This window comes from Geoalkalibacter ferrihydriticus DSM 17813, from assembly GCF_000820505.1.
Taxonomy (GTDB): domain Bacteria; phylum Desulfobacterota; class Desulfuromonadia; order Desulfuromonadales; family Geoalkalibacteraceae; genus Geoalkalibacter; species Geoalkalibacter ferrihydriticus.
Map to the genome: position 1 here is coordinate 884,180 of NZ_JWJD01000001.1, position 12,427 is coordinate 896,606.

Consider the following 12,427-nt stretch of genomic DNA (forward strand, 5'->3'; position numbering starts at 1 on the left):
GGGGCGTGCCAAATGCGTAAGATCGCTGCCTCTTGCGCCTAAGGCATCGAAAAAACAGCTGAAAATTTTTTTGTGTGCCCTGGGGGGGGTGGATGGGCGAAAAGAAAAATATTTTTTTAATACAGAAAGGAGCGGGGCAGACGCACTTAAAATGCTGTCTGCCCCGGGTACTGCGCCGTAATTATTAGGTAAAAATGCTTCCTGCGCGTGTATAAGGATTCTATACAGGAAAAAAATTTATCTCATAGCTCTGGTGCCGGACAAAGATCAGTTGGGCAAAAACTTTGCCGGTACCTGACCTGCCGTGGTCGCCGTCGGGGTCAGCACCCGAATCAGGTCACGCAAGATGGCCTGGGCCTCGCCGACATAAGGATCTTCGGCGGCATTTTTTGCCCAGCGCTGATGGCGCTCTTCGCTGCTGAGTCCCGGCTCTGCCGGTTCCTCGATACCCATGGCATGATCGTGCGCGGCGTTTTCCTCGCGCGCCTGGATCAGTTCCCGGCGGGCTTGACGCGCTTCGGCAAGGTTGAGCGGCATGGCGCTCTGCTTCATCCGTGCTTCGGCACGCTCAGCGTCCTCGGCAATGGACATAAAATCCTCATTGCCGGCAACACGCTCGAGGCTGGCACGGCGTAGTTTGTCGATGGGTGGTATCTCGGGCCAAGGATCGAAGCGGGTGGCGTCAACCTGGTCCCAAGGCAGGGAATAATCCAGATATTTCTCGCCGCTTTCGATGTGCTGCAGGCGGTCGGGTAGAATGATGTCGGGAACCACGCCGCGGTATTGGGTCGATTCGCCGCTGATCCGGTAGAACTTCTGAATGGTGACCTTGATGGCTCCCAGGGGGCGGTAGCGGTCCATGTTGGGAAAGGGCAGGCTGCGGTCAAGGTCGACGACCGCCTGCACCGTGCCTTTGCCGTGGGTATACTTGCTGCCGATCACCACCGCACGGCCGTAATCCTGGAGTGCCCCGGCGAGAATTTCCGAGGCCGAAGCGCTGAACTTGTTGACCAGAACCACCAGCGGACCGTCGTAGACGATGTCGCGGCTGCGATCAGAGAGGGTTTCCATGCGGCCGTCGCCGGCGCGAACCTGCACAATGGGGCCTTCCTTGATAAACAATCCGGCGATGGAAACCGCATCCGTCAGCGCACCGCCGCCGTTGTTGCGCAGATCCAGAACCAAGCCGCTGATACCTTTTTCATTGAGGCGGATCAGTTCCTGGCGCATGTCGTCGGTGGAGTTGCGCCCGGTGCCTTTAGGGCCTCCTTCAAAGTCGCGATAAAATGTGGGAATCTTTATGTAGCCGAAGTGCCGGCCGTCTTCTTCCGGCGGCAGCAGTGCCGAGCGCACAAACGTTTCCTCGATCTGAACCACATCGCGGGTGATGGCAACGATCATTTGGCGGCCGTCGGGCTTGCGCACCGTCAGGCGCACCTCGGTGCCCTTTTGGCCGCGGATCAGGCTGACCGCGTCGCGCAACCGCAGGTCGACGACGTCGACAGGTTCGTTGGCGCCCTCGGCCACTGCCAGAATGGTGTCTTCGGCTTCAAGCTGGCCTTGGCGGTAGGCGGCGCTGCCGGGAATAATGCGCACCACCTTGATGAAACCGTCTTCTTCGCGCAGGGTTGCGCCGATGCCTTCGAGCGAGCCGCGCATGCTGATGTCGAAATCTTCCTTGCTGGTCGGCGGCAAATAGTTGGAGTGTGGGTCAAAGGCACGGGCCACGGCATTGAAATAACGATCGATATGGTCCTGTCGACTATCTTCGAGCATGCGGTTGAACATCTGCTCCTGACTTTTGCCGACGCGCTCAACCGCGGCCTGGATCAATGCTTCAGTGTTTTTTCGCTCATCTCCTTCGGGTTTAGCCAGCTCGTCTTCTTCCATGATCAACAGGCGGTTGAGAACCTGGTGCTTGAGAATTTTACGCCAGCGCTCGCGCAACTCTTCGGTGTTTTTTGAGAAGTCAAGATTTTCCGGGTCGGTTTCGATGGTTTCTTCGCGCGTGAAATCGAACCCGGCCTCAAGAATTTCGGGCAGCATGCGCTGTGCCTGGCGTACTCGCTTGTCCATGAGTTCCGCCGCCAGCAGCGGCAGCTCAAGGCGACTGGTGGCGATTTCGTCATCGATTTTCTTTTCATAGGCACGAAGCCGCGTCACGTCCTCTTTGAGCAGGAAGCGTTTCTGGAAATCGAGCTGCTTGAGGTAGAGACCGAAGGCCGCCACGGATAGCTCGTCATCCAGGCCCTTATGGCTGTAGTGTTGAGACACCAATTGCTGGCGCAGCACGAAGCTCAGCAGGCGCGCCCGGTTTAGATCGTAGTCGCCGGGATCGGCGGGAACCGCGGTAGCCAGGCCGGGGGAGAGAAGAAGCAGAACCAGCAGAGGAATTAGCAGTTTTTTGAGAATAGGCATAAGACTCGGCAACCTTTAGAGGGGACGGCCACGGATCAGAGCCGCGACGCCCCGGTGGGGATGAAGCGCCGGCTGCGGCGCAGCGGCGTGCATGGATAATTTAACCACAGGCGGAGCATTTTGAGCAAGGGGGCGCCGGCAAAAGTCAGGGAAAAGTCAAAAATGCAAGATCGCCGGAGGCGGACCGGTCGCGATTTTCCCCCTCACCAGAAATCCCAGGCCCCGGCGGAAAGGACATAAAGGCCCAGTAGCAGATTGGTGACCACATGGGCGCAAATTGGCGCCCACAGGTCGCGGGTGCGAAGATAGAGCCAGCCGTAGGCGGCGCCTGCCATCATGCCCACCAGCCAGCGATCGTGCTCAAGGCCGAAGAGCACAACGGTAAGCCAGAAGGCCCAGGCCAGGTAGCGTCCTGGATCGACCTTGAGGAACTCGCGCTCGATGAGCCAGCGATAGAGAAAGCCGCGCCAAAAAAATTCCTCGATGGCGGCAATCACCAGCGCCGAGCCGAGCAGGCGTGCCAGAGTCAGGGGCCAGCCCGCCGCCGAAGGGGCGTAGGGGCTGTCCGCCACGGGCGGGTGGGCCGACCAGGGCGGCATGATGCCCCATTGCCGGTAGAATTGCTCGACGGCGGGCCAGGATTGCCACAGAGCCAGTTCCGGAAGAATCCAGAGCACGCAGACCAGTGCGCCGACCGCCGCGGCCAGGGGCAGGTGGCGTGGGTCGGGGCGTGGATAGTAGCGCCAGGGGCGACACCACAGAACCAGGGACAGACATACCGCGGCGCGCACCGCGTAGGCCCAAGCCGTGCGTGGCAGCAGCTCCATGAGCACCAGCCAGGCGACAAAAGGGGCGATGTGATCAAAGAGCGCGCGGCGGCCGCTGGTAGTTACGGATGAGGTCATGGAAAATCCGACAAAAGGAATCAACGAATACGGTGCCGGAAAATATGTTACCAGGCAGAGGCCGGTTTGTCCCGGCCCGACGGATAAAATGTCAGGGAAGGTTCCAGCAGCGCTCACATATCGTTGAAGGCAAAGCGCTGGATGAGCATTTCAATGGCATCGATATCGCCGGGATCGGCGATCAGTGAGCGAAAGCCGGCCTCGAAAAAGTCGTCGTTGCGGGCTTTGCGGCTCCACATGCAGGTCGCATCGAAGAGAATATTGCTGCGACCGAGAATCTCGGCGGGCAGCGACATGCGGCATTTATAGGTCCGATCGGGAGCGATGGGCGTTTCGCTGATCAGCATCATGCCTTCAACGGTAATGTCGACCAGTCGCCCCAACAGCCGTCCTGACTCCAGATCATAGACTTCCAGATAATAGATGGTGTTGCGGCGTTTTTGGGAACGCTTATCCGCGCTATTCTGGGTCATGGGATGCTCCTCTGCTCTCAGGATAGTGTCTTTGTTGAATGTAATTAAATCCACCTTATCCGTCAACTTTATTGTTGTCTTTGCGCGTCAGCGACGCAGACCCACCCTTATGCCCGCAAGGGCCACACCAGCGGCAGAATCAGCAGGATGGTCGCCAAGACCACCAGGGTCAAGGGAATGCCGACTTTGAGATAGTCGCTGAAGCGGTAGCCGCCGGGGCCCATGATTAATATGTTGGCCGCGTGGGAAAAGGGTGACATGAGGCTCGCCGATGCCATGGCGACGCCCATGGTCAGAGCTTCGGGGGATGTGCCGGTGGGCGCGGCGATGCTGAAAACGATGGGAACCAGCAACACCACCAGGGCCGCGGGCGGCAGAAAACAGGTGCCGACGGCGGTAAAAAAAATCAGGGCCGCAAGCAGCGCTTTAGGGCCAAAGGGTGCGGTGCCTGCCGTCAGGATTTCGGCGAGAAGGTGTGCCGCTCCGCTCTGCTCGAGAGCCGTGCCCAAAGGCAGCAACCCGGCAATGAGAAGAATGGCCCTCCATTCAATGGCGCGGTAAGCCTCGTTCATGGTCAGGCAGCCGCTGAGGATCATGGCCGAAGCGCCCAGCAGCGCGGCAATATAGATGGGTAGCCAGCCGAGAAGAACCGGGATCAGCACCGCCGCCAGAATCGCCAGGGATCTGCCGAGGCGGTCGCGCCGGGGAGGCTCCTGAACGTCTTGGGTCAGCACTAGAAAATCGCTGTCGCGGGCCAACTGGGAGAAGCGGTCGCGCGAGCCGTAAACGAGCAGGGCGTCTCCGAAATTCAGTGGCAGGTCGCGCAGGCCCGAGCGATAAGCGCGACCAGTACGCCACAAAGCGATGACGCTAAGACCGAATTTTTCACGAAAATGAAGGTCGCGCAGGGTTTTGCCCGCCAGCCGCGAATGCGGGGAAAGCACCACTTCCATAAGGCCTACATCGGTGGTCTCCAGGTCGGTTTCCTCGGGCGCGAGTTGATGTTGCACGTCAAGGCCTTCAAGGCCCTGGAGCAGCAGCAGGTCGGCACGTCGGCCGGTCACGGCGAGGCGGTCGTCGACCTCCAGGGTTGCTTCGGGAGAGGGCAGCAAAATGTGTTGCTGGTCGCGCAGGATCCCGACGACCCGCAGGCCCAGGGCATCGCCCAGGGCGCAATCGTGCAGGGTGCGCCCTGCAAGGCCGCCCGAAGCGCTGAGCCTGAGAGTGAGAAGGTTGTGCTGTAGTTCTCGGTGGCCGGCAAGCTCGCTTCGTTCCAGAACCGCGAACTGGGTGAAAATGGGATTCTGCGCCAGTTCCTTGAGGGTTTGTCGGGGTCCTTGCACAAGCAGGGTGTCCTCGGCGGCAAAGCAGTAATCCCCCAGGCTTTGCGGCTGAGCGGAAGTCCCGCGCAGGGCACTGAGAAGGTTGACGCCGAAACGATGAAAAAATCGCGCCTCGCGCAGGCTCATGCCGATCAGGTCGGCGTTCTCCGCAAGTATCATCCGGGCAATGCCGATATCCTCGGAAATCAACTGGTCGGCCCCGCAGCCCTCCTGCTCCACGGCCAGGTTGCGCCAGCCGCGCAACTCTTCCATGCGTTCCAGGCGCCCCTGCACCACCAGCCGGTCGCCGCTGTGGACGACGGTGTCGGGTCCCGGCGCCATGAGAGTGCGGCCGTCGCGCAGAATTTCCAGCACTGAGAGGCCCAGCGCCGGACCGAAGCGACACTGGGCGAGGCTTTTGCCGGAGATGTCCGAGAAGGGGGGGATGCGCATGAGAAACATGCGTTCGCGCAGATCATAGCGGTCGCGCAAATTGACCTCGGTTGTTCGCGACGCCCCGGCCGGATCACGGCGAGGCAGCAGGTGGCGCCCGATGAGAGTCATAAAGGCGATGCCGGCAAGCAAGATTGCGCCGCCCACCGGGGTGAAGTCGAACATGCCGAAGCCGGGGCGACCGTGCTCCTCCATGGCGACGCTGATGAGAATGTTGGGCGGGGTGCCGATCTGGGTCATTAGGCCCCCGAGCAAGGCGCCGTAGGCCAAGGGCATGAGCAGGCGCGAAGGGGCATTGCCGCTTTTGCGTGCAATGTCCATGACCACCGGCAGCATCAGAGCCGCGACGGCGACATTGTTCATGATCGCCGAGAGAAGGGCGGCGGTGGTCATAATCACCGCGACCAGGGCGGCTTCGCCATGTCCGGCGACGCGCAGCATCTGAGCGCCGAGCAGGTCGCCGACGCCGGTGCGGGTGAGGCCGCCGCTCAGGATAAAGATGGCTCCCAGGGTGACGACCGCCGGGCTGCTGAACCCGGCGATGGCCTCGGTTGGAGTGATCAGGCCGACCACCGGAAGGGTGCCCAATACCAGCAGGGCGACCACTTCCGCGGGGACGCGCCCGCTGATGAGCAACACCAGGGTGACGGCCAGAATCGCTAGGGCGAGCACCATGGCGGTGGTCATGAGGGCTTCTCGCCGGGTGCTTCGTCCACGATCAGGGTGAGCCCTTCCATGGCGCTGACCAGCACGCGCCGACCGCTGGGCAGGCAGTCTCCCTGGTCCTTAAGGCGCGCTTGCCACAGTTCGTCGTGAACCCGGACCATGCCTTGGGGCGTTAAAGCGCGCACCACCTCGCCCTCACATCCGATCAGGGTGTTGCCGTGTGGCTGTGGATCGGGATCATAGGAGCGCCATACCAGGGGAAACAGTAGAACATCCTTAAGCAGCCAGCCGCCGATGATCAGCCACGGCAGCACCGCCGGCAGATCCCACCAGTGGCCGACCAGCAGCATTCCCGCCGTCAACAGAGCCAGCGCCGGGATCTGCAGGACCGCGTAGCGCATGAGGATCCGCAGCGTCCAGGTGCGGCGCGGCGCGGCGCGCAGTGGAGGTTTTGCCTGTTTCATCAGGTTGCCGGTTCAATGCTGCTCACGGGGTTGAAGAACTGCGCTATTTCCGCCGCCACTTCGGTCCGCGGTGCGGTCAGCAGTCGCGCTTCCGGCAGCGAGCGCAGAAAGATGCGACCATAACCTTTTTTTACCACGCGACTGTCGAGAATCAACACCACCCCGCGATCCTCGCGATGGCGGATGAGGCGGCCGAAGCCCTGCTTGAAGCGGATCACTGCCTGGGGCACGGTGTAGGTCATGAAGGGATCGCCACCGCGCGCGGCGATGGCCTCGGCGCGCGCTTCGAGAACCGGTTCGGTGGGCACGCGAAAAGGCAGACGGGTGATGATCACCTGTTCCAGGGCGCGCCCGGGCACATCGACCCCCTCCCAGAAGGAATCGGTCGCAAAAAGCACGCTGGTGGGGTCGGCGGCGAATTGCTTGAGCAGCTTGTGACGATTGACCTCGCCCTGGCGCAGGCATTGGTAGCCGCGCGCCCCGAGTATCGGCGCAAGTTCGCCATGCACCCGACGCAGCAGGCTGTAGGCGGTGAACAGCACGAAGGTGCGGCCGTCGGCGGCGAGCACGCAGCGTTCCACCATGTCGCGCACCTCCTCGGCAAATCCGGGGCGTCCGGGCTCGGGCAGATCCGTGGGCACCGCCACCAGGGTCTGTCGAGAATAATCAAAGGGGGAGGGCAGCAGCAGTTCGCGGCGGCGCTGCTCAGCCACCGCATCAAGGCCGGTGCGGGTGCGGAAGTAAGCAAAGGAATCGCCAACCGCCAGGGTCGCACTGGTCATGACCAGCGTACGAAAGCGCTCATAAACGGCTTCCTTGAGGCTTTCGGCGACCTCCAGGGGGGAGCGGCAGAGGCGGGTGACGATGGCTTCGCCGAAGCCGATGCGCCGCCGGGTCACTTCAAACCAGGCGCAGCTCTGTGGGTCTTCGTCGGTAAACAGGGCGAGGTCGGCGGCGACGGCTTCCAGCCGCGCGGTGCAGCCGCGCAGGTCGACCAGGGGGGCGAGCAGCTTATCGGCCACCTCTTCGGAAAGTGCGCCGCAGGCCTTGAGCAGGGCGCGGAGTTGCCCGGCCAGGGCGGCGCTGTTGCGCGCCAGGGTGCGAATGTCGCGCGCCAGATCCGCCCAGAGCGCACCTTGGGTAAAGGTTTCGATGAGGCGCACCTTGAACTCTTCGCCGCTGCGGATTTCTCGGCCGGCATCCGCGGCCAGGGCGCGGCCCGCTTCATCCAGGGTCGCGATTGCCTCGTCGAGCAGCGCCTGGCGCCCGGCCAGTAGATTCTCGACGCGGCCATACAGATCGCGGTAGAGTACATCTTCCGTGTCGGGCAGCTCACGGGCGAGCATTGCGACAAAGCGCGACAGCAATCCCTTGTCGGGTTTGCGCGGATGCTGCAGGCGCCCGAGCAGGCGCGAAAAGGTGAAGCGAGTAATCTGTGAGGAAAAATGCTGGGTGGCGACATCCTCCAGATGATGGGCTTCATCGAGGATGATGCGTTCAAAAGGGGGCAACACCGCAGCGGCGCTGTAATTGTCGGTCTGGCGGCGCAGGGCCAGATCGGAGAGCAGCAGGGCGTGGTTGACCACCAGCAGGTCAGCCGCCGCAGCCGCGCGGCGCGCGCGGTGAAAAAAGCAGCGGCCGTAATGGGGACAGCGCACCCGGGCGCACTGGTCAAGCTCGCAGCGCACTTCATCCCAGACGGTGTCACGAGGAATGAAGGACAACTCTTCGCGCGAGCCGTCGCGCGTGGTCTGCGCCCAGGTCAGAATGGCCTGTAATTCGCCGCCTTCCGCATCGTCGAAAAGACCCGGCTCGGCCACGGCGCCTTCGGTGCGGCGCAGGCACAGATAGTTGCCGCGCCCTTTGACCAGCACCGCGCGAATCTCCAGGCCGGTGGCTCGTTGCAGAAAAGGGATGTCCTTGCGGATCAGCTGTTCCTGCAGATTGATGGTGTTGGTCGAAATGACCACCCGTTCCTCGTTGGCTAGCGCCCAGAGGATCGCCGGTACCAGATAGGCCAGGCTTTTGCCCGTTCCGGTGCCCGCTTCGATGAGGGCGATCTGGTCCTGGTTGAAGGCTTCGCCCACGGCAAAGGCCATGCGCAACTGTTCGGGCCGTTCCTCCCAGCCCGCCAGGGTGCGCGCCACCACGCCGTCGGTGCCGAGGATCGCGGCAATGCGTGCCGGATCGAGATGTTGGCGGCGCGGCGCGGCGAAGGCCTCCACCACCCGATAGAGATCGGTCACCGGGTTGTCGACGATATAGAAACCCACGCCAAGTCCGCCGAGATGCGAGGCGATGTCGATGTCGGCCGCCGAGGGTTGCAGTCTGCCGGAGGGATGATTGTGGATGACCACGTCGCCGAAGCTGCAGGCGGCGAGAATGGCAGGAACGGCCTGCGCGTTGCCGCGCGCCAGCACTTCGACATGCACCACGCGTCGCGCCTCGTCGGTGTGCCCGAGGAAAAACACCTCGTTGCCGTGCGCCTCGGCGATGGCCCGGCGCATGAGAGCCTGGGCGCCTGACGTAAAAAATTGTTCCATAAAGGTTCGAAGTCTCCGCGAGAAAGCCGTATTATAGGGGAGGGTCGGGCAAAAAGGAAGGACGGCCGAGAGCTTCGTGCCCGGAGGTTCGGTTAATTCGGTCGGTTCGGGTATAATAGATGGATAAATTGCCATGAAAAAAGGAGGATATTATGCCGCGTCCCACTCAACTGCCGGCCTGGAAGGCACTGAGCGCCCACTACGATGAGGTGTGCCGGCTGCATTTGCGAGATCTTTTTGCGCAGGACTCCCAACGCTTTCACCGCTTCTCTGTGCTTTTCGAAGATGAACTGCTCTTCGACTATTCCAAGAACCGCATGACCGGACAAACCCTGCAACTGCTTCTGCGCCTGGCCGAGGAGACCGGACTGCGTGAGAAAATCGATGCGATGTTCGCCGGCGAGAAGATCAACCGCACCGAGGATCGTGCCGTGCTGCACACGGCCCTGCGCAATCGCGCCGACCGGCCCATTCATGTGGACGGCGAAGACGTGATGCCGGGTATCAAAGCCGTGTTGGAGAAAATGCGCGACTTCTCCCGACAAGTGCGAACCCAGGCGTGGCGCGGCTTCACCGGCAAACCGATCCGCGCGGTGGTCAACATCGGCATCGGCGGATCCGATCTCGGGCCGCTCATGGTGTGCGAGGCCCTCAAACATTACTCCGATCCCGGCCTGGCCGTGCATTTCGTCTCCAACGTCGATGCCACACATTTGGCCGAAACCCTCAGGGGGCTTGATGCCGAGACCACGCTGTTTATCGTCGCTTCAAAAACCTTCACCACTCAGGAAACCCTGGCCAACGCCACTTCGGCGCGTGCCTGGCTGCTTGCCGCCCTGGGCGATGAACAGGCGGTGGCGCGGCATTTCGTCGCCCTCTCCACCAATACCGCCAAGGTCGTGGAGTTCGGTATCGATGCGGAGAACATGTTTGAATTCTGGGACTGGGTCGGGGGGCGTTATTCTCTGTGGTCCGCCATCGGCACATCCATCGCCCTGGCGGTGGGATTTGAACGCTTTGAAGAACTTCTGGAGGGTGCCTTTGCGGTGGATGAGCACTTCCGCTGCGCGCCTTTTGCCGCCAATATTCCGGTGCTCATGGGCCTGCTGGGAATCTGGTACACGGATTTCTTCGGCGCCGAGTCCCATGCCATTCTTCCCTACGAGCAGTACCTGCACCGCTTCCCCGCCTATTTCCAGCAGGGCGACATGGAAAGCAACGGCAAACGTGTGACCCTCGCCGGCGAAACGGTTGATTACGCCACCGGCCCCGTTATCTGGGGTGAGCCCGGCACCAACGGCCAGCACGCCTTTTACCAGTTGATTCATCAGGGCACCCGGCTTATTCCCTGCGATTTTCTTGCCGGGGCGCTCAGTCACAACCCTCTGGGCGAGCATCACCCCATCCTGCTGTCCAACTTCCTGGCCCAGACCGAAGCGCTGATGCGCGGCAAAAGCGCGGCGGAGGTTCGTGAAGAACTGGCTGCGGAGGGCAAATCGCCCGAAGCCATTGAAAGTCTGGTGCCGCACAAGGTGTTTCCCGGTAACCGTCCGAGCAATTCCCTGCTGTACCGCAAGCTTACTCCCCGCACCCTCGGCATGCTTATCGCTCTCTACGAACACAAGGTGTTTGTGCAGGGCGCCATCTGGGACATTAATTCCTTCGATCAATGGGGTGTTGAGCTGGGCAAGCAACTGGCGCGCGCGATTCTACCCGAATTACAGGGAGCGAGCGTCCCCGGCGCGCACGACAGCTCAACCAGCGCCCTGATTGAACTCTGCAAGCAATGGCGGCGTGATGTCTGACAAAGACACTGGGCTTAATTCTCCCCCAAAAAGCGCGGCAGCGTTCTGCGCGCCTTTGTCTTCTGCGCAGCTGCGGGCACAGTATGAGATTCATTGCAGCCGCTGGGAAGAGACGCTGCTGAGCATCTATCGCCGAGTCCGCGCGCTGCTTGAACGCCACGGCTACAATCCGACCATCAAATACCGGCTCAAGCGCTTCGAGAATTTCTACGAAAAGCTCCATCGCGCCGAGCGTGTCGGCAACAGCAGCAATTTGCCCCCCATTTCCGATCTGTTGGGGCTGCGCATCATCTGCCCCTTTCTTGAGGACATCGAGGCTATAGAGCGCTTGATCGCGGATAACTTTCCCATCGTCGAAGTCGAGCGCAAAGGCGCCCAGCACTCCTTTCGCGAGTTCGGCTACGATTCGGTGCACCTGCTCATTCGCCTCGAAGGGCAGGAGCGTCTCCAACTGTCCGGCGCCCGCAACGTCTGCGAAATTCAGTTACGCACCACCTTGCAGGACGCCTGGGCCGAGGTCGAACACGAACTGGTTTACAAGTCGCCCATCGCCTTGCCCAAGGAATCCGTCAAGCGCAAGCTCGCCGCCCTCAATGCCATTCTCACGCTCTCGGATCTGATGTTTCAGGAAATTCGCGATTTTCAAAAAGAGATTCGCAAGCGCGACGAGCTGCGCCGCACCACCCTGGAGATACCCTTGAACGCACCAGGGTGGCTGTGCCCGCGGCAAGGCGCGGATGAAGCGCACGGGGCGGGAGATGATCCTGCGCTGCCCTTGGCCAGCGTTGTCGGCGCCGCCGGGGGGCGTCTGGAAAAAGCCATGCTGAGTGCTCTCGATGCTCACAGCCGAGGCGAGCTGAATCAAGCCATTGGGCTTTACGGCCAGATTCTGGAGATGAAACTCGCCCCCAAGATTCGTGCTCTGGTTTATAACCATCGCGGTATGGCGCGTTTTGTGGTCGGCGACTATCGCCAGGCGTTGCAGGATTTTTCTCAGTCGCTGCGATTCGACGCGGGAAATCCCCGCACCTTTTTCAACCGCGGTCTGTGCAACCGCCTGCTGGGGCGTCTGGAGCAGTCCCTCAAAGATTATGAGCAAGCCGTGAGGCTCGCGCCGGCGGGGCTCGACGGCTACTGGGGGCGTGCCCAGACCTGCTACGAGATGGGGCTGTTGACGCGGGCGCTGGCCGATTGCGAAAAAGCGTTGAGTTTCAAGAGCGATTTCGCTCCCGCCCGCCAACTCGCCCAAGCCATTCGCCAGGATATGTTTTAGAGCGATTGCAACTGTTCGGCCTGCATCGCAGGGTACGGCGGCATCGCGGGGCAAAAACTCGCCTACGGCTCAAACATTTGCCGCAGCACTCAACCGCCGCTCCCC

At 61.5% G+C, this 12,427-nt stretch carries 8 protein-coding genes; 2 read left to right on the top strand and 6 right to left on the bottom strand.

The annotated features are described in order from the left end of the window. Positions 1–267: 267 nt before the first annotated feature. The 6 genes from GFER_RS04215 to GFER_RS04240 all read right to left on the bottom strand — a co-directional run bounded on the left by GFER_RS04215 (position 268) and on the right by GFER_RS04240 (position 9,244). Positions 268–2,418 (bottom strand): carboxy terminal-processing peptidase, encoded by a 2,151-nt coding sequence (locus GFER_RS04215; RefSeq protein ID WP_082047832.1) that lies wholly within the window; start codon positions 2,416–2,418, stop codon positions 268–270. Between the two features lie 203 nt (positions 2,419–2,621). Beyond that, positions 2,622–3,323 (bottom strand): CAAX prenyl protease-related protein, encoded by a 702-nt coding sequence (locus tag GFER_RS04220; protein ID WP_052445944.1) that lies wholly within the window; start codon positions 3,321–3,323, stop codon positions 2,622–2,624. 113 nt (positions 3,324–3,436) lie between these two features. Further along, positions 3,437–3,796, bottom strand: coding sequence for a PilZ domain-containing protein (locus GFER_RS04225; protein ID WP_040096343.1), 360 nt, complete (start codon positions 3,794–3,796; stop codon positions 3,437–3,439). A 107-nt stretch (positions 3,797–3,903) separates the two neighbouring features. After that, on the bottom strand, positions 3,904–6,258 hold the full coding sequence (locus GFER_RS04230) for an SLC13 family permease (protein ID WP_040096345.1): 2,355 nt from the start codon (positions 6,256–6,258) through the stop codon (positions 3,904–3,906). Next, positions 6,255–6,701 (bottom strand): NfeD family protein, encoded by a 447-nt coding sequence (locus tag GFER_RS04235; protein WP_040096347.1) that lies wholly within the window; start codon positions 6,699–6,701, stop codon positions 6,255–6,257. Before GFER_RS04235 ends, GFER_RS04230 begins: the two co-directional genes overlap by 4 nt. Next, entirely contained in the window at positions 6,701–9,244 is a 2,544-nt protein-coding gene (locus tag GFER_RS04240; RefSeq protein WP_040096349.1) for a helicase C-terminal domain-containing protein, read from the bottom strand. The genes GFER_RS04235 and GFER_RS04240 overlap by 1 nt, the downstream gene beginning before the upstream one ends. Before the next feature lie 152 nt (positions 9,245–9,396). Between GFER_RS04240 and pgi the strand changes: the two genes are divergently transcribed. Together pgi and GFER_RS04250 are read left to right on the top strand one after the other, a co-directional pair. After that, entirely contained in the window at positions 9,397–11,049 is a 1,653-nt protein-coding gene (gene pgi, locus GFER_RS04245; protein ID WP_040096351.1) for a glucose-6-phosphate isomerase, read from the top strand. Then, positions 11,042–12,322, top strand: coding sequence for a RelA/SpoT domain-containing protein (locus GFER_RS04250; RefSeq protein ID WP_040096353.1), 1,281 nt, complete (start codon positions 11,042–11,044; stop codon positions 12,320–12,322). The genes pgi and GFER_RS04250 overlap by 8 nt, the downstream gene beginning before the upstream one ends. The last annotated feature ends 105 nt before the right edge of the window (positions 12,323–12,427 follow it).

Bases quoted from the DNA above. Each gene is read 5' to 3' on its own strand.
- GFER_RS04215 (WP_082047832.1), bottom strand. From the start codon at position 2,418: ATGCCTATTCTCAAAAAACTGCTAATTCCTCTGCTGGTTCTGCTTCTT.
- GFER_RS04220 (WP_052445944.1), bottom strand. From the start codon at position 3,323: ATGACCTCATCCGTAACTACCAGCGGCCGCCGCGCGCTCTTTGATCAC.
- GFER_RS04225 (WP_040096343.1), bottom strand. From the start codon at position 3,796: ATGACCCAGAATAGCGCGGATAAGCGTTCCCAAAAACGCCGCAACACC.
- GFER_RS04230 (WP_040096345.1), bottom strand. From the start codon at position 6,258: ATGACCACCGCCATGGTGCTCGCCCTAGCGATTCTGGCCGTCACCCTG.
- GFER_RS04235 (WP_040096347.1), bottom strand. From the start codon at position 6,701: ATGAAACAGGCAAAACCTCCACTGCGCGCCGCGCCGCGCCGCACCTGG.
- GFER_RS04240 (WP_040096349.1), bottom strand. From the start codon at position 9,244: ATGGAACAATTTTTTACGTCAGGCGCCCAGGCTCTCATGCGCCGGGCC.
- pgi (WP_040096351.1), top strand. From the start codon at position 9,397: ATGCCGCGTCCCACTCAACTGCCGGCCTGGAAGGCACTGAGCGCCCAC.
- GFER_RS04250 (WP_040096353.1), top strand. From the start codon at position 11,042: ATGTCTGACAAAGACACTGGGCTTAATTCTCCCCCAAAAAGCGCGGCA.